The following is a 22,302-nucleotide window of genomic DNA, read 5'->3' as shown; positions in this document are numbered from 1 at the left end:
TCCGGACCGAGCCCTTCAAAAGCGCTGCTAGGGCTCGGGTCTCACGTCGTGCGCAACCGGCGGCTGTCTCCGACGCGAATCGTGATACCCGACTGATCGAAGTGTTCGAGCAGTGCGAGAGCATACTTGCGGCTCGCGGAGAGCGCCGTTCGGTAATCGGCAACGGTGATCTCGGCTGAGGCCTCCATCCCGGTTCGGAGAAGCTGCTTCGCTTGCGTGTAGGAATCGCTCGCGTAGAACAGGTCCGCCGTGACGCGCACGATCTTTTCCTGCTTCTCGAGTAGGTGAAGCAACTCGAGAGCTTTCGGCTGCGTGACGTCCAGAGCGGAGGCCAGCTGCTTCGCGTCGGGCGGCGTGAGGCCGCCGGCGTTGATCGCCTCCAGGATCTTCGTCGTATGGCCTTCCTGCGCCTTGTCGAGGGTCACCTTGTGCTCCGGGAGCCGGACGGTCGCTTCTTCTCGAATGACGGTCCCCGCGGCGTCGAGTCGCGCGATCACGGGGCGGAACAGCTTCGCCGGAAGAGGGACGCGAAGCCGCGATCGGAGGGACTCGAGATCCATCCCCTCGGCGATCGGGTGAACGCGGTGGAAGGACTTCAGCGCCTCGCGGACCTCGGCCTCCAGCTTCTGCCACTTCTCGACGGTCGTCCACGCTTCGGGCTCATCGGCATCGGGGAGCGGGAGCACGTCTTTCGCTTGCGAAGCCGACTCGCAAACTCTCTTCTCGGACTGTCCCAGGCACTGGGCGACGAACTCCGTGGGCGCAGCGAACTCGTTCAGGAGATCGAGGAAAGCACGGAGCCGTTCGGGTGCGGCACCCGAGTGAAGGACCTCGAGGCGTTCGATCAGACTCGAGTCGGAAGCCCGGTGCCGCGGGGCGAATGGATGCACGATCTCTCCGCCGCCTGTCGTCCGTGTGGCCGCTTCCGTGCGCGCGATGAATCGGTCCCCCGCGGCGACGAGAACGGGTTCGTCCAGCGCGATCTGGCACCACCCCGAGGACTTCGGCTCGAGTTCCTTCTGGTCACCCAGCAGAATGAGCCGGCCCATGACTTCCGCTGTCGTCACGTAAACGCGAAGTCGGTCGAAGCTGCGCAACGGGCGTGGCGCACCGGGTCGCACCTCGAACCAGCAATCGACGCGGTCCGTCGTGACCTCGATGCGTGGGTCCGTCAGCCACAAGCCGCGCTTGGCATCGCTCTTCTCGACTCCGGGCAGATTCACGGCGACGCGTTGGCCGGCCAGACCCTGTGTGACGGCTTCGCCGTGGACCTGCACCGAGCGGGCCCGCGTGGTGATGTCGCCGGGTCGAATCGCGAGCGCATCGCCTTCGCGAACGGCACCGGCGATGGCGGTTCCGGTGACGACCAAGCCGTGGCCGTGCAGCGTAAAGGACCGATCGATCGGTAGCCGGAAGTACCCGGACGTATCGCGCCCCGGGAGAGCTGAGAGTTGTCGCGAGAGCTCGGATCGAAGCTCGTCGAGGCCCGTACCGGTCATGCTGGAAACCGCGAGGACCGGCCAGGCTTCGCAGGCCGTGCCCACCGCGAGAACTTCGATGTCGGACCGGACTTCGGCCAGCCGATCGGCGTCCACGAGATCTGTCTTGGTGATGACGAACACGCCGTGGCGCGCGCCCAGAAGGTGGAGGATGTCGAAGTGCTCTTCGGTCTGCGGCATGATCCCGTCGTCGGCGGCGACGGTGAACAGCACCAGGTCGATCCCGTGGGCACCGGCCAGCATCTGCCGGATGAAGCGCTCGTGGCCGGGCACGTCGACGACGCCGAATCGGTGGCCGTCGATCTCATAGTGGGCGAATCCCAACTCGATGGATATGCCGCGCTCCTTCTCGGCGGCGAGTCGGTCGGTTTCCTGGCCGGTCAGCGCTCGGATCAACGCCGTTTTGCCGTGGTCGATGTGACCGGCCGTGCCCAGGATCACGCGTTCAGTCTGGCTCATGATTCGCTTGTCTCGATTCCGTGCGGGAGCAGATCTGCGGCTTCGGGAACGGCACGCAGATCGAGGAGAAGGTCGCCGTGTGCAATGCGGCCGAGGATGGCCGGAGAGGCCGATCGGAAGAAGTGGGCGACTCGGGCGGCGTCCCAACCTTCGTGCCGAACGCGGATGGCGCGGCTCGGGAGCGTGATCGTCGGCTGTGCGCCGCTGCCGATCTCGCTCTCCGAGGGGATCACCTGGAGGGTGAACTCGGCGGGAAGCGCTTCACGCAGGAGGTCGTGCGCCTCACGGGCGATCTCGTCGAGGCGCTCTTCCGTTCGCGCGAGCAGGCCGAGTGTAGGGAGATCCGCGGGTAGGTCGTTGGATGTTCGGTAGAGAGTGAGTGTGGCGCGCAACGCCGCGAGGATCAGCTTGTCGACGCGAAGGGCTCGCCTCACAGGATTCTTCTGGAGCTTGGCGATCAGGTCGGCCTTGCCGACGAGGAGGCCGGCCTGCGGCCCGCCCAGGAGCTTGTCGCCGCTGAATGTGACGATATCGACGCCGGACCGAATTGCTTCGGCAGGAGTCGGCTCATGGGGAACGCCGAACTGGCGGAGGTCGACGAGGGCACCACTGCCCAGGTCTTCGACAAAGGGGATCCCGTGTTCGTGCGCGAGCCGCGCGAGATCCGCCCGGCCGGGTTGCTCCGTGAATCCCTCGACGCGGTAGTTCGACGGATGCGCCCGAAGGATCAGCGCCGTCCGCCGCGACAGGACCTTTGCGTAATCCTCGACCCGCGTACGGTTCGTCGTGCCGACCTCGCGAAGTACCGCGCCCGCTCTTCGCAGGACGTCGGGCAGTCGGAAAGCACCCCCAATCTCGATGAGCTCTCCACGGGAGACGATCACCTCTCGCCGCGAAGCGAGGGAGTCGACGGCGAGCAGGAGAGCGGCCGCGTTGTTGTTCACGACCATCCCCGCCTCGGCACCGGTGAGGTCGGCGAGGAGGCGCGAGACGTGGTCGTCTCGGTGGCCGCGCGTTCCGGTCGAGACGTCGAACTCGATGGCGCTCGTTTGGCGCGCGGCCTGGGCCAGGCTCTCGATCGCCGCGGGAGCCAGGGGCGCGCGCCCGAGGTTGGTATGAAGAACGATGCCCGTCGCGTTCACGACCGAAGGCAAGTTCGCGCCGAGCTCCTGCTGGATCCATACGTCCGCACGCGTGATGATCGTCGCGGTAGAGGGAGCTTCCGCGAGATCCGAAGAACGGATCTGCTTCCGGCACTGGTCGAGCACGACCCGAACGGCATCCGTCGCGAGGGCGCGGGGAACGCGGTCGAGAAGCGCCGCCGCCTCCGGGGTCGCAAGGGCCGCGTCGACGCTTGGAAGAGAGCGGAGGCTCATCGCAGTGATTCAGCCTTGCCCTGGGCGGCGAGGCGGCTTCGAACGTGGCCAAGGTCACCGCATTCGATCGGGACACCATCGGCGAAGGCGATCACCTGACCGCTCTGCGGAGCAACTCGGGCACCGGGCGTTAGGATTCCCACGAGGTTCAAAGGGTCGGCAGACGAGATCAAGACGACCTCGCCCCCATCTTCCCTTCGGGTGGCGCGAAGCGCTTCGACCGCCGCCGGGCTCGCGAACTGCTCACCGATGATCCCCTCGACGAAGCGGCCGCCGCGGATTTCACCGCGGGCCTCCAGCCTGCGCAGAGCGGCCAGGAGCATACGCCAGGGAGGCATCAACGATTCGCGGGCCGTGACCTCGCGGAAGACGACGCCGTAGCGCCGAAGCAGCAGGTCCGCAGCCCACTCCGCGTGCTCTTCCTCGTCGAGGGGGGTGGTGACGTCCCGGTGGAGGAGTGTCGCCCAGCGGCCGACCGGAAGCCGGCGATTGCGTCCCCGTCCGCCTCGGACGGATCGGAGGCGTCGGTCGCTGCGGCGCTTCTCTTCCGGAGTGAGTAGGGTCCGCAGCCCGGCGAACCCGTCGCCGGTCACCATTCCCCGTGCCACGAGCTCCCAGAGGGCGCCCTCTGCGGACGTCGGGAGGAGAGACGCGGAGCGCGCGATGTCGCCGAGGAAGGAGGCGCCGTCACGCTCGAGGGCCGCGAGCGCAGCCTTCGCGTCGCCCGAGAGCTGCGATGTGTCGGGGGCGGCCCGTCCGGCCAAGAGTGCCGGGAGGTCTTCGCGCAGAGCGAGGCCCAGGGGTGCGTTGCGGGTCGGTGCGCTGGGGCGCCGGGTGCCACGGTTGGGGTTCGGATTCGGTGGCGAGAAGCGACCCCATGCAACCTCGCCGGAGAAGCAGAGCTCGTCCAGGAGGTTCGGCGCATACGCCTCGATCCTCGCCGGGAGGATCGAGCCCTCCCACGCGGGCGCGGGCGCTTCGATCCCGTGGAGTTGCTCGATGATCATCGCGAGCCCTTCGCGCCCGTGGAGCTGGGTGCGGGGCGATACATGCTGCCATCTGAGCTGGAAGCGGATCAGGTTCGAGACGCTGACGGGTTCGATTTCGCGCCGGAGGATCCCGAGGGTCAGACGATGAATTCGCGCGAGCAGCCGCCTCTCGCACCATTCCTCGCCGGTCGCACCGGGAGAGAAGGTCCCCCGCATCGCGAAGCCATCATTCTCGAGCTGTGCGAGACCTGCCTCGATCGTCGTCGGCCGAAGGCCGAGCGTCGCGGAAAGCGAGGCGGCGGTCGTCGGGCTCTGTGCGCTGAGCCAGCCCCGGAGCGCGGTCTGGACCGCGGTCTCGGCTTCCGGGGCTACGGGAGAACCGGTAGGCGCGTCCATAGCGGGGTCGAGGGTCGCGTCCGGGAGCGCGAGCCGGACGAACTCGATCCGCTCCGCGGCGACGAATGCCTCGCGAGGTGCCGTGTCTCCCTCGGCCGTCCACCGGGCGATCGTGACCCGCCCTGCCGCTGCGAGCTCGTCCATCCAAGCGAGCCAGGGCGGGTTTTGGCGCAGGGTCTCGCGAGGGAGCCACACGAAGCCGTGCAGCGCATCGTGCAATTCGTCCGCGTCCCGCACGTCCGGCCAGGCCTGCTCGCGAACCTCGGCAATCGCGGCGGGGTCGAGAGCGCCGATGCCGCTCGCAATGCTGGAGTCGGTCCGGCGGAGGTTTACGGCGCGGGCGCGGCGCTCCTCCAAAGGAGCATCGTCGAGGAACGCGTACGGGTACGCGTTCAGCAGCTCGTGGGCCATCGGCGAGGGGCTCGACGTTTCGACGGCAACGGTCCGGATCTCGCCGCTTCGCATCTTCTCGAGAATTGCGCGGAGGCCCTCGGTATCCATCGCCTCGTGCAGGCAGTTGTCGAGCGTCTCGTCGACTAGCGGGTGTTCGGGAGCCTGGATCGGCCCGGTGCGGTTGTCGCCGCATCCGAGTTGGGCCGGGAAGACGGCGGCGAGCAGATCCTCGGCCCGCATTCTCTGGATGTTCATCGGTACGCGCTTGCCGCCGCTGTGTCGGGCGAGGGCGAGCGAACGCGTGACATTCCACCGCCACCGATTCCCGAACATCGGGGCTGCGAGCGCGGCTTGGATGAGGTCGGCCTCCAGCTTATCGGGCCGGACCATCGTGAAAACGCTCGGAAGCGGGAAGCTGTGTTGCTCGCCGAGAGAGATCACGACGCCGTCGTCGGTGGCCGCCGCCTGGAGCTCGAAGTCGAAATTGACGCAGAAGTTCTTGCGCAGCGCGAGCCCGAGCGCGCGGTTCACGGCGCCGCCGAACGGTGAGTGGATGACGAGCTGCATGCCGCCACTCTCGTCGAAGAAGCGCTCGGCGATGATCCGCTCGCACGTGGGGACGGTCCCGAGCATCGCCACGGTCGCCGCCACGTACTCTACGATCTGTTCTGCGCCGCCGCGGTCGATCCCACACTCACTCATGAGCCACGTGACGGCGGCATCGCGGTCGATGAGGCGAGTCGCCGTATCTTCGCGCAACGTGGACACGGCCTCGGAGAGCTCGCGGGTCCGTGCCGGAGCTTCGCCGAGCCAGAACGGGATCGTGGGTGGGGCCTGGCCGGCGTCTTCGACGCGCACGGTTCCGGATTCGACCCGTCGGATGCGCCAGGAGTGATTGCCGAGGAGGAAGATGTCCCCCCGCATACTCTCGATCGCAAAATCCTCATTGACAGTGCCGACTCGTGCGCCGGTGGGGTCTTCGATGACCGCGTAGTCGGCGGTGTCAGGGATGGCGCCGCCGCCAGTGATGGATGCGAGCCGAGCTCCGCGGCGGGGTTTGAGTTGTTGATTGACGCGGTCGTGATGCAGGTGGGCCGCGCGCCTACCGTGACTCGTCGAGATACCCTCGACGAGCATCTCGAGGACCCGGTCGAAGTTCTCCCGGGAAAGGTCCCGGTAGGGGTGGGCCCGGCGCACGAGCCCGTAGAGTTCGTCGACCCCCATCTCCTCGGCCGCGATGCTGGCGACCATCTGCTGCGCGAGGATGTCGAGCGGCGCGTTGGGCATGAGGATCTGGTCGAGCTCGCCGGTGCGAATCGCGCGTACTGCAGCTGCCGTCTGGAGCATCTCGTCGCGGGTGAGCGGGAAGAACACGCCGCGGGGCACGCTCCCCAGCCAGTGCCCCGAGCGGCCGACGCGCTGAAGGAGTGTGGCGAGGGCGCGAGGTGCGCCGAGGTGACAGACTAGGTCGACATGCCCGACGTCGATTCCGAGCTCGAGGGACGCCGTCGCGACGACGACGGGGACATCGCCGGATTTCAGTTTCTCTTCGGCCGCGAGCCGGCTGCGCCTCGAAAGGCTTCCGTGGTGAGCGACGATCCGGTCGGCGCCGATCCGTTCTCCGAGATCGTGTGCGACGCGTTCAACGAGCCGCCGGGTGTTCACGAAGATGATCGTGGTCTCGTGGGTGGCGACCAGTTGGGCGATCCGGTCGTAGATCGAAGCACGGAGCTCGTGGGTCGCGATCGCGCCGAGCTCCATGTCCGGCGTTTCGATGCGCAGCTCCATGGCGCGCCGGTGACCCGTGTCGATGATCTCGCAGTCCGGCGTGCCGTCTTTGCGGGTACGCCCCGCTCCGACGAGGAGTCCGGCGACCTTCTCGATCGGCTTCTGTGTCGCAGAGAGGCCGATGCGCTGGGGGCGGTGGCCGACGAGCTGGTCCAGCCGTTCGAGGGTGAGCGCGAGGTGGGCGCCGCGTTTGTCGCCGGCCACGGCATGGATCTCGTCGACGATGACCGTCTTGACGGTTCGGAGCATCTCGCGGCTCTTCGCGGCCGTGAGGAGGATGTACAGAGACTCGGGAGTGGTGATCAGGATGTGGGGTGGGCGTCGCAGCATCGCCTGACGCTCGGAGGCCGGGGTGTCTCCACTTCTCACCGAGACGCGGATGTCCTGCAGTGGGATTCCGGCCGTCTCGGCCCGTTCACGCACCGCGCGGAGTGGGATCGCGAGGTTCTTCTCGATGTCGTTCCCGAGTGCCTTGAGCGGCGAGATATAGAGGATCGTCGTCGATTCGAGAGCATCGTTCCGCGCGCTCTCGACGAGCCCGTTCATCGCCCAGAGGAAGGCCGCCAGAGTCTTGCCGGACCCGGTTGGCGCGGAGATGAGCGTATCCTGGCCGGCGGCGATTGCCTTCCAGCCGAGCGCTTGGGGTGGTGTCGCCTCGCCGAAGCGATCGACGAACCAGCCTTCGAGAAGGGGGTCGAATCCGAGGCCGCGCATGATGTACCTGTCTGGGGCCACGAACGCGGCCCCTCCCTGCGTTGTACCGCCGTCTCGGCGGGAATCCAACGTCGAGGACGGTCCCAATTGCGCCCCCCCCGAGGCGCGTGCGAGCATCGGCTGTGCCACCGACTCTCAAACAAGAATCCGAGCGCGTCGTGGAGCGCCTGCGGGGAGCCGGCTTCGAGGCCCTCTTTGCCGGCGGCTGCGTCCGTGATCTCGAGCTGGGCTTTCCGCCTGAGGACTACGACGTCGCGACCTCGGCTCTGGCGAGCCAGGTCGAGGCGCTCTTCCCCCGTACCGTCGGGGTCGGGAGACAGTTCGGTGTCATCAAGGTGCTGGGCGAAGCCGGGGATACCGAGGTCGCCACGTTCCGTAGCGACGGTGTGTACGTGGATCATCGCCGCCCGTCCGAAGTCCGCTTCTCCGATGCGCGCGGCGACGCCGAGAGGCGCGATTTCACGATCAATGGGATGTTCCTCGACCCCGAGACCGGAGAGATCACCGACTACGTCGGGGGGCGCGCGGACCTCGAGGCGAAGCGCATCCGGGCGATCGGAGATCCCGATGCTCGGTTCGGCGAAGATCGCCTTCGGTTGCTGCGGGCGATCCGTTTCGCGGCCCGCTTCGGATTCCGGATCGAAGAGGCGACCTGGCAGAGCATCGTCGCTCATGCGTCGACGATCCGGGACATCGCCTGGGAGCGCATCGGTGACGAGATCGTGAAAATCCTGCGAGACGGGGCCGCCCGCCGTGGTTTCGAACTCCTCGCAGAGTGCGGGCTTCTCGAAGCGGTGCTGCCCGAAATCGCGGCGATGCGCGGGGTCGAGCAGTCGCCCGATCACCACCCCGAGGGCGATGTCTTCGTTCACACTCTGCTCTGTATCGACAAGCTCGATCCGGCCCAACACGACTCGGCGCTCGCCCTGGCCGTGCTGCTCCACGACGTGGCGAAGCCCCACACGTTCGAGAAGGGCGACGACGGCCGGATTCGCTTCTTCGGTCACTGTGAACAGGGCGCGGAGTTGTCCCGCGTGATCTGTAGGCGACTTCGGCAAAGCGGTGAGACCAGCGATCGGGTGGCGTGGCTCATCGCGAACCACCTGCGTCACATGCAGGCCCCCGACATGCGCGTGGCAACCTTGAAGCGGTTCCTCGGCGAGCCCTGGATCGCCTCCTTGCTCGAGTTGATCCGGATCGACGTCTCGTCGGGTTCCGGAAACCTCACCACGTGGCAGTACTGTGTCGATCAGCTCGCTGCTCTCCCCGTGGAAGAGATTCGTCCGGAGCCTCTCCTGCGAGGCCAGGACCTTATCGAGCTCGGCTTCGCGCCAGGGCCCGACTTCAAGCGAATCCTGGATGCAGCGTTCGACGCTCAGCTCGAAGGTGAGTTCGCGACCACCGCCGCGGCTCGAACGTGGGTCGCGGCACACCACCGGGTGCCGAGAGAGACGGATTCGTGAGCGACCGAATCCTGGAGGCGACGGCGATCGGGAAGCGTTTTGGGGATGTCGCCGCCCTCGACGGCGTCAGCCTGACGTGTCGTGCGGGAGAGATCCACGCTCTTCTGGGTGAGAACGGGGCGGGGAAGTCGACGCTGATGCACGTCGTGTGTGGCCTTCTCGGACCGGATGAGGGCGAGCTCCGGCTGCGCGAAAACGTCGTGCGGTGGCGTTCGGCCGATGAGGCGCGCACGGCCGGGATCGGGATGGTGCACCAGCACTTCATGCTCGTGCCGACGATGACGATCTCGGAGAACCTGGCCCTCGCGCGCCGCGCGTTCGGCGTTTTGGACCGGGCGGCACTCGGTCAAGAGGTGCGGGCACTCGCGGAGCAGCGCGGAATCGAAGTGGGAGACCCTGACCGCCGCATCGACGAGCTGTCGGTTGGCGAGCAGCAGCGGGTGGAGATCCTGAAGGCACTGGTCGAAGTTCCATCCCTCCTGATCCTGGACGAGCCCACTGCGGTTCTGACGCCGTCCGAAGTCGACGATCTCTTCTCGATGCTCCGGGATCTGGCGCAGCAGGGGACGGCGATCACGATCGTTACCCACAAGCTGGCCGAGGTGTTCGCAATCGCCGATCGGGTGAGCGTCCTGCGTCAGGGGAAGCTCGTGCAGACCGGTGCCGCGTCCGACTTCGATGGCGACTCGCTCGCGCGGCTCATGGTGGGCGATCGCACGTCGGCGAAGGAACTCGCGAAGGTTGAGCCGCGCCCGGGGGAGGTTCGGCTAAAAGCACGCGCTCTGACCTGGTCCGCCGTCGACGGGCGGAACGCTCTGGCCGACGTCCACCTCTCGGTTCGGAGCGGCGAGGTCGTCGTCATCGCTGGCGTGGATGGGAACGGTCAGCAGGAGCTGCTGGATGCCCTCGTCGGCATTCGGGCTCCGGAGCTCACGGGGGACGTTTCCATCGATGGTGTGCCGATCGGGAGCCCGGCCGACGCGCGCAACGCCGGGTTGGCCGCGGTGCCTGGTGATCGAAGGCGCGACGGAATGGTCGGGGAGATGGCGCTGTGGGAGAATCTACTTCTCGGTCTCGCCCCGCTGCGACGGGCCGCGCCGAAGGGCTGGATGTCTCCCGGGCGCGAGGCGGCATCTGCGCGCGAGCTCCTCCGTTCGTTCTCGGTACAGCCGGCGGCCCCCGAGATTTCCGCGGCGGCTCTATCGGGTGGAAACCAACAACGGCTGGTCCTCGCGCGGGAGATCTCTCGCGAGGATCTCGCTGTCGTCGTGGCGGCGAATCCGACGCGCGGTCTGGATCTCGTCGCGACGCGTTCGATCCACGGGAGGCTACGCGCACTTGCCGTGGCCGGGACCGCGGTTCTCGTACTGTCGACGGATCTCGACGAGGTCGAGGCGATCGCGGATCGAGTGTTCGTCCTGTACCGCGGTCGCGTCAGGGCGGTTCCGGGTGGCGCAGCGGATCGCGTCGTCATCGGGCGGTTGATGGCCGGCCTGGAAGAGGCCGCATGAACTCGACCGGCGTTCCGAGATGGATGCGCGCTGCGGCGCCGGCTGGGGCTGCGGTGGCGCTCGCGCTCGTTCTCACCGGGCTGATGGCTGCGGTCGTGGGTGCGAGCCCGCTTCAGGCGATCGGGGCACTGATTTCCGGCAGCGTCGGGTCGGGGGGCAGCCTTGCTGCAACCCTGCTTGGAACGAGTCCGCTACTTCTGACCGGCCTCGCCGTGATGCTCGCCTTCCGCAGCGGTGTGTTCAACATCGGAGCGGAAGGACAGCTTCTGGTCGGTGCTCTCGTGGCGACGGCGGTAGCGACTCGAACGGGTTCCTGGACGGGGCAGGCGGTGCTGGTTCTCGTGTCGGGCGCCGTTGCCGGTGCCCTCTGGGCGGCGATGGCGGCCTTCCTGCGCGAGCGACGCGGCGTGAGCGAGGTCATCACGACGATCCTGCTGAACTTCGTCGCGCTCTACCTCGTGTCCTACGCGGTGAACGGGCCTCTCAAGGAGCAGTCGGGTGCGTATCCGCAGTCCGACCCGTTCCCGGTGACCGCCGAACTGTGGCGCCTGGTGCCGGGATCCCGCCTCCACGTCGGGTTGCTCATCGGATTGGTCGCGGTGGTCGTGGTGGGCGCCCTCCTCTCACGAACCTCGCTCGGTCTTCGGCTGCGAAGCTCCGGGCTCAATCCGAGCGCGGCACGCGTGGCGGGCTTCCCGGTCGGGCGCGACCTGTTCCTGGCATTCGCGGCCTCGGGAGCCCTCGCCGGCCTCGCCGGCGCGATCGAGGTGGCTGGGGTGACCGGACGCCTGTACGAACGCATGTCGCCGGGATACGGTTACACCGCCATCGCGATCGCGCTCTTGGGTGGATTGCGATCGGGAGGCGTTCTCCTGGCCGCGCTCTTCTTTGCGGCCCTCGGGACGGGCGCGTCGGCGATGGAGCGCAGTGCCGGAATCTCCGCCGTTCTGGCTGTAGCCATCCAAGGCGCGACCCTTCTTGCCGTCGCGGTGATCAGTAGGACCTCCTGGACGGGCCTCGCGTCGGCGCCTCCGCTGGCGGACTCGGAGTCACGCGATGCTGCTTGAGAGTTTCTTGGCAGCGGGGCTCTTGCTTGCGACGCCGATTCTTCTGGCGGCTCTCGGTGAGTTGTTGGTCGAGCGCACAGGCGTCCTCAACATCGGCGTCGAAGGGATGATGTTGACGGGGGCGTTCGTCGGGGCCGTTGCCGCGGACGCATCGGGCAGCGCCGGGATCGGCGCTCTGGCGGGAGGGTTTGCCGGCGTTGCCGTTGCCTCGATTTTCGCCTGGGCTGCGATCGTGCGGGGAACCGATCAGATCATCGTGGGGGCGGCGATCAACCTGCTCGCGCTCGGTGGAACCGGCGCTGTGTATCGCGCACTTTACGGGACGACCGGCGGGGCGTTGGTCCTGCCGACGTTGCCCGGGGTGCCGGTTCCAGGGCTGGTGGCGATCCCCGGCGTCGGATCGGTGTTCGCGCAGCAGAACGGGCTCGTCTACCTTGCGCTCCTTCTGGTTCCGGTGCTGGCGTTCCTCTTCCGGCGCACCGGCCTCGGCCTACGCCTCCGCGCGATGGGGGATCATCCACAGGCGGCTGCGAGCCTCGGCTTCTCGGTGCGGCGGTACAAGATCGGCGCGCTGCTCTGCGCGGGTGCACTGAGCGGACTCGCCGGGGTGACGTTGACGCTCGCGGCGACGAACACGTTCGTCGAGGGCGTGACCGCGGGGCGTGGCTTCGTCGCCTTGGCCGTCGTCGTCTTCGGCCGCTGGTCCCCGTGGGGCGTTCTCGCGGGGGCCCTTCTCTTTGGGCTGGTCAGCGCCCTGCAGTTTCAATTGCAGGCGGCCGACGTCGCGGTGCCGCATCAACTCGCGCTGATGTTGCCGTACCTCGTGACTCTGCTCGTGCTCGTGATGGTTCGCGGACGCGCCGTGGCGCCACTGGCACTGGGTTCGGCGGAGGATGCGCGGTGAGTCGCCCGGCCGTGCGCCATCCAGGGGCGATCCTGGCCGGCATCGTCTTCGCTGCGTTGGCTCTCCGGGCGGTCGTGCTCTGGCAACGGGGGCCCTCGGGGCTCTGGTTCGGAGATGCGGCGAGTTACCTCGAGGTCGCGACCACGCTGTGCAGAGAGGGTCGCTATCCGTGGACGAGCAACTTGCCCTTGTTCCGGGCCCCGGGGCTACCGGGCTTCATCGCAATCGCCAGTGGATGTCGTCCCGAGTCGATCGCCTGGGTGAAGAGCGCGATCGTGTTGCTTGACGGAGGTTCCGTCGTGCTGACCTATCTCGTCGCCCGGGGACTCCGATTCGAGGCTCGCGCAGGCCTTGTGGCTGCAGGTCTGGTCGCGGTTCACCCGATTCTGGTTCTGGTGAGCACCGGAGTGACGAGCGAGCCGCTCGCTACGTTTCTCATCAGCGGTTGGCTCGCCGCGATGCTCTGGGGTGCTCGTGATGCTCGGCGGTTACGCCCGGCGCTCTGGTTGGTTGCGGGGATCGCCGCCGGCCTGGCTGCGTTGACGCGTCCGGCAGCGCTCTTGTGCCTTCCGTTGGGCCTCGTCGCGGCCGTCTTGTTGGGCGGCGCTCGCGCCCCGCGGATGGGCGCGAGGGCGGGCTTTCTCGTTCTGGGTGCTCTGCTGACCTTGTGGCCGTGGACCCTGGTCGCGTCGGAGGCTTCCGGAGGGTTCGTGCTCATCACCGACGGGGGCGGCCACAATCTGTGGCGGGGGATGCACCCCGAGCTCGCCCGAGCGGTGGCCGCGGACCCGATCGTTGCACGGGCGGTTGCGGTGCGGTTCGAGCAGGAGACCTCGCCTCGCGTCGCCGCCGAAGTTGCGAGCCGCGCGGACACGCTCCAGGGTCAGAGTGCGGAGTGGCGCCGGTTGGCCCTCGAGAACCTGCGCGCGGATCCGGCGTTGGCCGCCGGGTACGTCGTCCGCAAGGCGCGGGTTTACTGGAGACCGTGGCCGTCGCGCAGCGCCGTGCCCCCATGGGTGGTGTTGGCGTGCGCGGTGCTCCTCGTGCCATTGCTGCTGGCGGGTTTTCTGGGGCTATGGCAGCTGTCGCGGCGGCGCCCGGCCGTGAGTGCCTTCCTCGCACTTTGCCTCCTGGCTCCGTGGCTCGCGCAGCTTCCGTTTGAGGCGGCGGTTCGCTTTCGCCTCCCCTTCAACGAGGTGATCCTCTGCGTTCTGGCCGCTGGGGTCGCGTGTTCCGCCGTGAATCGCGAGAGCGATTCGTAGCGGTCGCGGGCCGACTCAGGGCTCGTTCGGTTCCTTCGGCTCGGGGTTGTTCCCAAACGTCCCCTTGGCGAGGTACCACACAAAGGCACCGCCGGCTGCGTACATCAGAACCCCCTCGAGCACTCCGAAGCCGCCTCCGATCACCATCACGGTGATGACGAGTACGGTCGAGACCACGGCGACGACCTTCTCGATGCGCTCTTCGCGGTCGCGCTCCTTGACTACGAAGTCAGCGACTTCGGCCCCGCAATTGGGGCATCGTCCGGCCGGCTTGCGGATCAGTTTCTCTCCGCAGCCCGGGCAAGGGGGGTACTGGTGAACGGGCATCGCCGACCAAACCCTACGGGTCGGGTGGGCGATGCGCCAAATCAGCCTACGGCGGCGAGTCGCTCGATCTGTCGCCGCGGGTCAGCGAGGAAGCGGGCACCGATCGAAACCGGTCGCTTCTTGTTTTGGTCGAACCAGAGGATGAGCCCCTCACGCAAACAGTCCGAGTCGAGGTCGAGAATGTCGCAGATCGTCGCGAAGGCGAACAGCGTGTGATTCTCCCGGTCGGACACCCAGCGCAAGACCTCCGAGAACTGATCACGCTTCTCTTGTGTTTCGGCGAAGGCGCATTTGTGAAAGGTCTCGATGGCGTCCTGAAGGACCGCTGCCACCAGGCGGTGCTCTCCGTCACGCCACGAGTGGCTGCGGAGCATCCCGGAGAACTGTTCGGGGGTCATGTGGTCCGGGTCGAGGCTGTCGATTCCGCGGTCATATCCACGGTCGTCACGGGCCAAAGAGGATGATTGCATGACCCAATAGACGGGTTCGGCGATCAGGTATTCGACACGGAGGGTGCGGCATTTCGACGCACGTGGTGAGAATTTCCGAACCCCAATACCGCAGGTTTTGGGCTGCGGCGCTTCAGCCGATCGAATCGCTCTGAGCGGCGGGGGGCTCGTCCTGAGTGACGATCGGTAAGCCCGGCGCGCCCAGAAGCTCGGACAGCTTCGTAGCGGCGAAATAGTCGATCAGACGTCGCTGACCTTCGGCCCAGATGTGCTGCATGCCGCACGTCGTGCTGACCGAGCACGCGTGGGGGACGCCCACGCAGACGTTGAGCGCGATGGGGCCTTCTACGGCCTCCATGACCTCCTTGAAGGAGATTTCCTCGGGCGGGCGTACCAGGAAGCACCCGCCGTGTGCGCCGCGTCGCGAGTTCACCAGGCCGGCGTGGATGAGGTCCTGTATGATCTTCTCTAGGAACTTCTTCGGGATCGCCTCTGTCGACGAGATCTCACTGACCGACGCGGCCCGGCCAGGCTCCTGACGGGCCAGGTAGATCGTCGCACGGAGGGCGTAATCCACCCGCCGGCTCACCTGCATCAGAGCCATGGGGATACCCTCCAGGCTCGGCTGCTCTGCATTCTACCCCGCATTCTGTCCCCTCATCCTAGCAGACCGGCGAAGCCCTAGGTCAACGGTGCCAATCCGCCCATTTCCCCTTCGGAAATCCATACGGCGCCTCTAGAATTCGGGGATCTCGACGGTGACGTCGCCCTCGACGACGCACTGGCAGCCCAGGCGGGAGTACGGCGTCAGGCCCGGTGCCTGGTCTAGCTTGTCCTCTTCGTCCTCTTGCATCTCGGAGAGATTCGCTTCGCCCTCGCGAACGATCACGTGGCACGTCGTGCAGGCGCAGTTGCCGCCGCAATTGTGCTCCAGTGTGATGCCGTTCTCGATGGCGATGTCGAGGAGTGATCCCGGCTTGCCATGGTCGCCGTAGGGAAACTCCGCGGCGTCGACCTCGACGGTCACGTTCTTCGGCAGGAATGTCACTTTATGTTTCATGAGTTCGTCAGCTCGTCCACGGAGCGAGTCGAGAGAGCCGCTCGGATTGAGTCGTCCATGATCCGCTCGGCGAGCGGTCGACCGTTCTCGTTTACGACATCGATCTGGTCGCGGATCGCGTTGTGATCGGTCGCGGCGCACGCAGCCTTCAGCACGTCGACCGACTCGAGGAGCTTCGTGCGTTCCTCATCGGTGATCCGATCGGGGTGTCCCTCGAGCGCACGAGCCGTGGTGTGAAGCAGGGTCTCGGCTTCGACTCGCGCCTCGATCAGAAGGCGCGCCGTGAAGTCCTCTTCGGCAAGATCGAAGGACTCCTCTAGCATGTTCTCGATCGTATCGTCGGTGAGTCCGTAGCTCGGCTTCACCTCGATCGAATGCTCTGTGTTCGTCCGCTCGTCGCGCGCGGACACCGAAAGGATCCCGTTCGCGTCGATCAAAAACGTGACTTCGACCCTGGGGAGACCCGAGATCTGAGGAGGGATCGGGATGCGGAACCGAGCGAGGCTTCGGCAGTCTTTCGCGAGCTCTCGTTCACCCTGGAGGACGTGCACGTCCACGTGGGTCTGGTTGTCGACGGCGGTCGTGAATTGCTCTCGTGCGGCTGCGGGGATGGTGGTGTTGCGATCGATCAGGCGGGTGAACACTTCGCCCATCGTCTCGATCCCCAGAGAGAGGGGGACGACGTCCAGCAGCAGCATGTCCCTGGTTCCGCCCGACAGGATTCCCGCCTGAACCGCGGCACCGAGGGCGACCACGTTGTCGGGGTCGATGCCGGCGAGGGGTTCGCGGCCGAAGAACTCCTCCACCCGCGCGCGGACGACCGGCATCCGGGTCGCACCGCCGACCAGGATGATGTGGTCGATATCCGACGTCGACCGATCGGCGTCGGCGAGGGCCTGCCGGCAGCGATCGATCGTGCGCTCGACCAATGCCGCCGTTGCGGCTTCGAACTGCGCCCGGGAGATCGTCGCGATCTTCGTGCCTCCGGCTAGAGGAAGCTCCACGCGCGCCTCGTCCTGAGAGGACAGTGCCCGCTTGGCCTCTTGCGCTGCGGCGAGCAGCAGCGCGAAGGTTTCGGTGTCGGGCTGATCGCCGAGCCCGAGGTCGTTCTGGAACTGCGTGACGACGGCGCGATCGAAGTCGTCACCACCGAGCCGCGTGTCGCCGCCGGTCGACAGGACCTCGGACAGGCCTTCGCGGAGCTGAAGAATGGAAACGTCGAACGTGCCGCCTCCGAGATCGAATACAGCGACGACCGCTTCTTCCTGCTTGTCGAGGCCGTAGGCGAGGGCCGCCGCGGTCGGCTCGTTCACGAGTCGAAGCACTTCGAGACCGGCGATTCGTCCGGCGTCACGGGTTGCCTGACGCTGGCTGTCGTTGAAGTAGGCCGGAACGGTGATGACCGCGCGGGGCACTTCCTCGCCGAGGGTCTGCTCGGCGCGCCGGCGTAGCTCCCGGAGGATCAACGAGGAGATCTCCGGCGGCGTGAGTGCGGTCTCCGGATCCTCGTCGATCACGATGCGGAGGGGGCCCTCGTCGTCGGCGAACTGGTACTGCGAGCGGTCGCCGGCGTCTACGTGTTCGACTCCCAGGCCCATGAAGCGCTTGACCGAGAGTACGGAGCTCTTCGGGTGCAACCGGGCGCGCTGTCGCGCGACTTCGCCCACGACGAAAGAGCCTTCGTCCAGCCGCGAGATCGCGGAAGGGAGCAGCGAGTCGCCGCTTCCCGGATCCGGGATGATCTCCGGCCGGTCGCCGTTCATGTACGCGACCAGACTGTTCGTCGTGCCTAGATCGATTCCAACGATGCGCGGAGGCATGGGCTTCATTCCTCGAGGGCGCCCCGGACGTCGCGCGCCAGGGTGCGTAGGTAGGAGAGTTCCGAGAGAAGGCCCTTCAACTCGGCGCGCGAGGGCCCCGCGGTCTTCTCGTCGCTCGGCCAGTCTCCGAGGAGACGCTCCACTTTGGATCTCTCTTCGTTCATTCGTTCAGTCAAGTCCGATTGGACCTGCCGGAGTTCCGTGGCGAGTGTTTCGCGATCTGCGCCTGAGGCCCCGGAGAGGTCGGAAATCTTCTCTTGAATGTCGAAGACCTGCGCAGCGAGTCCGGCAGGTACTTGATTGTTGTCTTGGCCCAGCGACTCTCCGCCGTGCTCGAGCCACCAGCGTCCGCGGCTCTCGACGTCCTTCAGTGTCTTGAAGGCAGAGTTCAGAAGCGCGGTGGCCTGGAGGCTAACACGCTGCTCTTGGGGAGACCCAGTCTGGAACCGGTCGGGATGGAGGCGCCGACTCAGCTCGTAGTACCGCTCCTTCAGGAGCTTCTCGTCGACCGACGGACGACCGTCGAAGCCGAGGAGACTCGAATAGTTGCTGTCGCTGGGGAGAGACTGAACCGCCTCGCAGCCGGCACAGAAGAACGCCGGTGGATTCGGTTCCTTACAGTGCCAGCAACGGATCTGCGGTTCAGACCCCGAAGGAGGCGCCGCAGCCACAGCTTCGCTTGACGTTGGGGTTCTGCAGGTTGAAGCCCGACTGCATGAGATCGTCTGCGTAGTCGAGCTCGGTACCGTTCAGATACAGGTAGCTCTTGCGATCGATGATGATGCGGGCGCCGTCACGCTCGAAGACGCGGTCGCCGGTCCGCTTTTCGTCGAGGTCCATCTTGTACGAGAGCCCCGAGCAGCCGCCGCCGATGACCTTCACGCGCAGGCCGCGTTCTTCGTCCTCGCCGTCGGGGACCAAGGTTCGGATCTTGGTCACCGCTGCGTCGCTGAGAGTGATTCCTTTTGCTGCCACGGGCGTCCTCGAGTTTGGGGGGAATGCGTCGCCTTAGGCGACTGCGGTGCCTTCGTCGTCCTTCTGGCCGTTGTTCTCGCGCCAGTCCTTCACGGCCGCCTTGATGGCGTCCTCGGCGAGCACCGAGCAGTGGATCTTGACGGGAGGGAGTGAGAGCTCCTCGACGATGATCGAGTTCTTGATCTGCTCGACTTCGTCGACGGTCTTGCCCTTCACGAGCTCGGTCACGTAGCTCGAGCTGGCAATCGCGCTGCCGCAGCCGAAGGTCTTGAACTTCGCGTCTTCGACGACGCCCTGCTTGCTGATCTTGAGCTGGAGCTTCATGACGTCGCCGCACTCGGGAGCGCCGACGATACCCGTGCCGACGTCTTCTTCGCCCTTCTCGAACGAACCTACGTTGCGTGGGTGGCTGTAGTGGTCGAGTACCTTGTCGCTGTAGCTAGCCATGTTCTTGCCCTTCCGTATCTCTAAGTTCGTCGCTTGTTCGAAAGCCGTTGCGCTTTGCGGAGCTTCTCAGTGCTGGGCGCCGGCGAAGTAATCTTTCAGATCGATGCCTTCTTTGGCCATCTCGTAGAGCGGTGACAGCTCGCGCAATCGGTTCACTTCGGAGATCACGCGCTCGGCGACGTAGTCGACTTCTTCTTCGGTGTTGAAGCGCCCGAGTCCGAATCGGATGGAGGTGTGTGCGAGTTCGTCACCCACCCCGAGGGCCTTCAGTACGTACGAAGGCTCCAGAGTCGCCGAAGTGCAGGCGGAGCCGGACGAAACCGCGATCGCGGCGAGGTCGGGCGAGCCCGAGCCGTTGAGGCCCATGAGCATCGACTCGCCTTCGATGTAGGCGAAGCTGAGGTTCAGGTTGCCGGCGAGGCGCTCGGTCGGATGGCCGTTGAGGTACACCTCGTCGAGATCGGCGGTGATTTTCGAGTTCAGGCGCTCGCGGAGTGCGAGGATGCGCGCGGTCTCTTCGACCATCTCGGCCTTGGCGATTTCCACAGCCTTGGCGAAGCCCACGATGCCGGTGACGTTGAGCGTTCCCGATCGCATGCCGCGCTCGTGGCCGCCGCCGTCCATCTGCGAGGCGAGGCGAACGCGGGGGCCGCGCGAGCGAACCCAGAGGATCCCGACGCCCTTCGGCCCGTAGACCTTGTGGCCCGAAGCAGAGAGGAGATCGATTCCCATCTCGTTCACGTCGATCGGGATCTTTGCGAAGCCCTGGGTAGCGTCGGTGTGGAAGAAGACGCCCTTCTCTTTCGCGATCTTGCCGATCTCGGCGAGCGGTTGAATCGTGCCGATCTCGTTGTTCGCGAGCATCACGGAGATGAGGATCGTGTCGTCGCAGATCGCGGCGCGGACTTGCTCGGGGTCGACGCGGCCTTGCTCATCGACGGACAGGTATGTGATGCGAGCGAGCTTCTTGCGCTCGAGAGCCTTGCACGTGTCGAGGATCGCCTTGTGCTCGGTCGACGCCGTGATGATGTGGTTGCCCTTGTCTTTGTAGAACTCCACCACGCCTTTGATTGCGAGGTTGTTGGACTCGGTTGCGCCGGACAGCCAGAGGACTTCCTTCGCCTTGCCCCCGATCAGCTCGGCGACGATCTCACGAGAGCGGTCGACGGCCTGCTCGGCTTCCCACCCGTAGGCGTGATTGCGGCTGGCTGCGTTCCCGAATTCCTGTTGGAAGTAGGGCATCATCGCTTCGAGCACTCGCGGATCGAGCGGGGTCGTGGCGTGGTTGTCCATGTAGATTCGACGCTTCATTTTTTGAGTCCTGGGGCGAGAGAAGACTATTCCGACCTGGTTAGTATGAATTAGTAGGGTACGGTTTGGGAGCAGTCAACCCGGGTCGACGGAATCCCACGGAATCCTTGACAATTCGGGCGGTGCGCCCCTTTAACGCGGCCATGGTGGTGGCGCACGTTTCGGAGGTCGCAGCCCATGCCGGACAGGTGGTCACGGTCCGGGGTTGGCTCGCGGGAAAGCGGTCGAGCGGGAAGCTCCTGTTCCTGCAGGTCCGGGATGGGACCGGGACGATGCAGTGCACGGCCTTCCGGCCGAATCTGCCCCCAGAGGTCTTCGAGGAGGCAAAGCACCTGCCGCAGGAGTCCTCTCTGACGGTGACCGGGAACGTGAATCCCGATGAGCGAGCGCCGGGCGGGTTCGAGCTCCAGATCGAAGAGATCCGGGTCGTGGCCCCGGCCGACGAGTATCCGATCACGCCCAAGGAGCACGGCACGGCGTTTCTTCTCGATCGGCGTCATCTGTGGCTTCGCTCGAGCCGGCAACACGCGATCATGCGTATCCGCGCGAGCGTCGTCCGCGCGTGCCGCAGCTACTTCGACGACCGCAACTTTACGCTGATCGACGCCCCGATCTTCACGCCGGCGGCCTGCGAAGGGACGACCACGCTGTTTCCCGTCGACTACTTCGGCGAACGGGTCTACCTCACGCAGAGTGGCCAGCTGTACATGGAAGCCGGGGCCATGGCGTTCGGGAAGGCGTACTGCCTCGGCCCGACGTTCCGCGCCGAGAAGTCGAAGACGCGCCGTCACCTCACCGAGTTCTGGATGATCGAGCCGGAAGTCGCCTACCTCGATCTGGACGGCGACATGGATCTGGCCGAGGACTTCATCGTGTCCGTGGTCGCTCGTGTCCTCGAGGAGAAACGCGACGAGTTGGAGCTGCTCGAACGCGACGTGGCCGCATTGGAAAAGGTGCAGAAGCCGTTCCCGCGCGTCACGTATGACGAGGCGATCGAGGCGTTGCGTGGGCTCGGGCACACGCATGAATGGGGCGACGACTTGGGCGCCGAGGAAGAAACCGTCTTGGCCAGCCAGTACGATCGCCCGGTCATGGTCCATCGGTACCCGGCCGCGTGTAAGGCGTTCTACATGAAGAACGATCCCGCGGCGCCCCATCTGGCGCTGTGCGTCGACGTGTTGGCGCCGGAGGGGTACGGCGAGATCATCGGTGGCGGACAACGCGAGGACGATCTGGAGGTTCTGCGCGGGAAGATCGCCGAGCACGATCTGCCGTTCGATCCGTTCGAGTGGTACCTCGACCTCCGCCGGTACGGCTCGGTTCCGCACGCCGGGTTCGGGATGGGGATCGAACGCATGGTCGCGTGGCTCTGCGGCATTCACCACGTGCGTGAGACCATTGCATTCCCACGAATGCTGGAGCGAACGACTCCCTGAGGTGAAGCGCACTCGGTTGCGGCGGGCGCCGGGGGTTGCCAGAAGCGTGGCATGCGCGTCGTGGGATTGATCGGTGGCATCGGGTCGGGAAAGAGCGAGGCCTCGTCCCTCCTCGCGTCGATGGGTGCTGCGGTCATCGATGCCGACAAGGTCGGGCACGGCGTCTACGAGCCGGGGACGCGCGGCTTCGACGCCGTCGTCGACGGGTTCGGTGCCGAGGTCGTGGGGGCGGACGGGATGGTCGATCGGAAGAAGCTCGGCGCTCGCGTGTTCTCCGAACCCGGTCAGCTCGAGCGCCTGAACGCCATCGTGCACCCCCTGATCCGTGATGAGATCGAGCGGCGCCTGGCGTCAGCCCGCGACGGGGGCGAAACCCGCCTCGCCGTGGTGGAAGCGGCGATCCTCCTCGAGGCGGGATGGCGGGACATCGTAGACGAGGTCTGGGTGGTCACGGCGGCGCCCCAGACGGTGCGAGCCCGGCTGGCCGAGAGCCGTGGACTGACTGCCGAAGAGGTCGCCGCCCGGGTCGCCAAGCAGATGCCGGATGCCGAGCGGCGGGCGGCTGCGGACGTCGTGATCGAGAACGACGGGCAGCGAGAGGATCTCCGCCGACGGCTCGACGAGCTCTGGGCCGCCCGAATCGCGCGTTGACAGGG

General features: G+C 66.3%; 19 protein-coding genes. 7 read left to right on the top strand and 12 right to left on the bottom strand.

The features are described from left to right. Positions 1-41: 41 nt before the first annotated feature. From selB to P8R42_25545, 3 genes are read right to left on the bottom strand one after another with little or no spacing between them, the layout of a single operon-like run. The gene (gene selB / locus P8R42_25555) at positions 42-1,958 is read right to left on the bottom strand and encodes a selenocysteine-specific translation elongation factor (GenBank protein MDG2307959.1); all 1,917 of its coding nucleotides are present in this window, start codon (positions 1,956-1,958) and stop codon (positions 42-44) included. Continuing rightward, positions 1,955-3,334 (bottom strand): L-seryl-tRNA(Sec) selenium transferase, encoded by a 1,380-nt coding sequence (gene selA / locus P8R42_25550; protein MDG2307958.1) that lies wholly within the window; start codon positions 3,332-3,334, stop codon positions 1,955-1,957. Before selA ends, selB begins: the two co-directional genes overlap by 4 nt. Next, positions 3,331-7,635 carry a DEAD/DEAH box helicase gene (locus tag P8R42_25545; protein MDG2307957.1) on the bottom strand — a complete coding sequence of 1,435 codons (4,305 nt, stop codon included), beginning with the start codon at positions 7,633-7,635 and terminating at the stop codon, positions 3,331-3,333. The genes selA and P8R42_25545 overlap by 4 nt, the downstream gene beginning before the upstream one ends. Before the next feature lie 101 nt (positions 7,636-7,736). Here P8R42_25545 and P8R42_25540 point away from each other — a divergent pair, with 101 nt between their 5' ends. The 5 genes from P8R42_25540 to P8R42_25520 are packed head-to-tail and all read left to right on the top strand — an operon-like array spanning position 7,737 to position 13,821. Further along, positions 7,737-9,077 (top strand): CCA tRNA nucleotidyltransferase, encoded by a 1,341-nt coding sequence (locus P8R42_25540; protein ID MDG2307956.1) that lies wholly within the window; start codon positions 7,737-7,739, stop codon positions 9,075-9,077. Beyond that, on the top strand, positions 9,074-10,588 hold the full coding sequence (locus P8R42_25535; GenBank protein ID MDG2307955.1) for an ABC transporter ATP-binding protein: 1,515 nt from the start codon (positions 9,074-9,076) through the stop codon (positions 10,586-10,588). Before P8R42_25540 ends, P8R42_25535 begins: the two co-directional genes overlap by 4 nt. Next, positions 10,585-11,655 carry an ABC transporter permease gene (locus tag P8R42_25530; GenBank protein ID MDG2307954.1) on the top strand — a complete coding sequence of 357 codons (1,071 nt, stop codon included), beginning with the start codon at positions 10,585-10,587 and terminating at the stop codon, positions 11,653-11,655. The genes P8R42_25535 and P8R42_25530 overlap by 4 nt, the downstream gene beginning before the upstream one ends. Continuing rightward, on the top strand, positions 11,645-12,559 hold the full coding sequence (locus P8R42_25525) for an ABC transporter permease (protein ID MDG2307953.1): 915 nt from the start codon (positions 11,645-11,647) through the stop codon (positions 12,557-12,559). Before P8R42_25530 ends, P8R42_25525 begins: the two co-directional genes overlap by 11 nt. Next, the gene (locus P8R42_25520; protein MDG2307952.1) at positions 12,556-13,821 is read left to right on the top strand and encodes a glycosyltransferase family 39 protein; all 1,266 of its coding nucleotides are present in this window, start codon (positions 12,556-12,558) and stop codon (positions 13,819-13,821) included. Before P8R42_25525 ends, P8R42_25520 begins: the two co-directional genes overlap by 4 nt. A 15-nt stretch (positions 13,822-13,836) precedes the next feature. Here P8R42_25520 and P8R42_25515 read toward each other — a convergent pair whose 3' ends face one another. The 9 genes from P8R42_25515 to P8R42_25475 all read right to left on the bottom strand — a co-directional run bounded on the left by P8R42_25515 (position 13,837) and on the right by P8R42_25475 (position 20,210). Next, the gene (locus P8R42_25515) at positions 13,837-14,148 is read right to left on the bottom strand and encodes a hypothetical protein (GenBank protein MDG2307951.1); all 312 of its coding nucleotides are present in this window, start codon (positions 14,146-14,148) and stop codon (positions 13,837-13,839) included. 41 nt (positions 14,149-14,189) lie between these two features. After that, entirely contained in the window at positions 14,190-14,618 is a 429-nt protein-coding gene (locus P8R42_25510) for a hypothetical protein (GenBank protein MDG2307950.1), read from the bottom strand. Between the two features lie 112 nt (positions 14,619-14,730). Beyond that, on the bottom strand, positions 14,731-15,201 hold the full coding sequence (locus tag P8R42_25505; GenBank protein MDG2307949.1) for an Rrf2 family transcriptional regulator: 471 nt from the start codon (positions 15,199-15,201) through the stop codon (positions 14,731-14,733). A 132-nt stretch (positions 15,202-15,333) separates the two neighbouring features. Then, a complete protein-coding gene (locus P8R42_25500) occupies positions 15,334-15,657 on the bottom strand; it encodes a 2Fe-2S iron-sulfur cluster-binding protein (GenBank protein ID MDG2307948.1) in 324 nt (107 codons plus the stop codon). After that, positions 15,654-17,477 carry a molecular chaperone DnaK gene (gene dnaK, locus P8R42_25495; protein ID MDG2307947.1) on the bottom strand — a complete coding sequence of 608 codons (1,824 nt, stop codon included), beginning with the start codon at positions 17,475-17,477 and terminating at the stop codon, positions 15,654-15,656. Before dnaK ends, P8R42_25500 begins: the two co-directional genes overlap by 4 nt. Before the next feature lie 5 nt (positions 17,478-17,482). Next, on the bottom strand, positions 17,483-18,148 hold the full coding sequence (locus tag P8R42_25490) for a hypothetical protein (protein ID MDG2307946.1): 666 nt from the start codon (positions 18,146-18,148) through the stop codon (positions 17,483-17,485). Next, complete coding sequence (locus tag P8R42_25485; protein MDG2307945.1) at positions 18,120-18,452, bottom strand: iron-sulfur cluster assembly accessory protein; 333 nt, start codon at positions 18,450-18,452, stop codon at positions 18,120-18,122. The genes P8R42_25490 and P8R42_25485 overlap by 29 nt, the downstream gene beginning before the upstream one ends. Positions 18,453-18,485: 33 nt before the next feature. After that, positions 18,486-18,899 carry a Fe-S cluster assembly scaffold IscU gene (iscU, locus tag P8R42_25480; protein ID MDG2307944.1) on the bottom strand — a complete coding sequence of 138 codons (414 nt, stop codon included), beginning with the start codon at positions 18,897-18,899 and terminating at the stop codon, positions 18,486-18,488. A gap of 66 nt (positions 18,900-18,965) precedes the next feature. After that, on the bottom strand, positions 18,966-20,210 hold the full coding sequence (locus tag P8R42_25475) for an IscS subfamily cysteine desulfurase (protein ID MDG2307943.1): 1,245 nt from the start codon (positions 20,208-20,210) through the stop codon (positions 18,966-18,968). Positions 20,211-20,353: 143 nt separating this feature from the next. Between P8R42_25475 and asnS the strand changes: the two genes are divergently transcribed. Both asnS and coaE read left to right on the top strand, forming a co-directional pair. Then, positions 20,354-21,646, top strand: coding sequence for an asparagine--tRNA ligase (gene asnS, locus P8R42_25470; protein ID MDG2307942.1), 1,293 nt, complete (start codon positions 20,354-20,356; stop codon positions 21,644-21,646). 51 nt (positions 21,647-21,697) lie between these two features. Continuing rightward, on the top strand, positions 21,698-22,297 hold the full coding sequence (gene coaE / locus P8R42_25465) for a dephospho-CoA kinase (protein ID MDG2307941.1): 600 nt from the start codon (positions 21,698-21,700) through the stop codon (positions 22,295-22,297). Positions 22,298-22,302 lie beyond the last annotated feature (5 nt).

It is taken from the genome of Candidatus Binatia bacterium, assembly GCA_029243485.1.
In the GTDB taxonomy this organism is placed as follows: domain Bacteria; phylum Desulfobacterota; class Binatia; order UBA12015; family UBA12015; genus VGTG01.
The sequence above is the reverse complement of the archived record's forward strand: the minus strand, read 5'-3'. Positions and strand labels throughout refer to the sequence as shown.

What these genes read in the sequence shown, in the direction of transcription:
- selB (MDG2307959.1), bottom strand. Translation starts at nt 1,958, where the DNA reads ATGAGCCAGACTGAACGCGTGATCCTGGGCACGGCCGGTCACATCGAC.
- selA (MDG2307958.1), bottom strand. Translation starts at nt 3,334, where the DNA reads ATGAGCCTCCGCTCTCTTCCAAGCGTCGACGCGGCCCTTGCGACCCCG.
- P8R42_25530 (MDG2307954.1), top strand. Translation starts at nt 10,585, where the DNA reads ATGAACTCGACCGGCGTTCCGAGATGGATGCGCGCTGCGGCGCCGGCT.
- P8R42_25525 (MDG2307953.1), top strand. Translation starts at nt 11,645, where the DNA reads ATGCTGCTTGAGAGTTTCTTGGCAGCGGGGCTCTTGCTTGCGACGCCG.
- P8R42_25515 (MDG2307951.1), bottom strand. Translation starts at nt 14,148, where the DNA reads ATGCCCGTTCACCAGTACCCCCCTTGCCCGGGCTGCGGAGAGAAACTG.
- P8R42_25510 (MDG2307950.1), bottom strand. Translation starts at nt 14,618, where the DNA reads ATGCAATCATCCTCTTTGGCCCGTGACGACCGTGGATATGACCGCGGA.
- P8R42_25505 (MDG2307949.1), bottom strand. Translation starts at nt 15,201, where the DNA reads ATGGCTCTGATGCAGGTGAGCCGGCGGGTGGATTACGCCCTCCGTGCG.
- P8R42_25500 (MDG2307948.1), bottom strand. Translation starts at nt 15,657, where the DNA reads ATGAAACATAAAGTGACATTCCTGCCGAAGAACGTGACCGTCGAGGTC.
- dnaK (MDG2307947.1), bottom strand. Translation starts at nt 17,477, where the DNA reads ATGCCTCCGCGCATCGTTGGAATCGATCTAGGCACGACGAACAGTCTG.
- iscU (MDG2307944.1), bottom strand. Translation starts at nt 18,899, where the DNA reads ATGGCTAGCTACAGCGACAAGGTACTCGACCACTACAGCCACCCACGC.
- P8R42_25475 (MDG2307943.1), bottom strand. Translation starts at nt 20,210, where the DNA reads ATGAAGCGTCGAATCTACATGGACAACCACGCCACGACCCCGCTCGAT.
- asnS (MDG2307942.1), top strand. Translation starts at nt 20,354, where the DNA reads ATGGTGGTGGCGCACGTTTCGGAGGTCGCAGCCCATGCCGGACAGGTG.
- coaE (MDG2307941.1), top strand. Translation starts at nt 21,698, where the DNA reads ATGCGCGTCGTGGGATTGATCGGTGGCATCGGGTCGGGAAAGAGCGAG.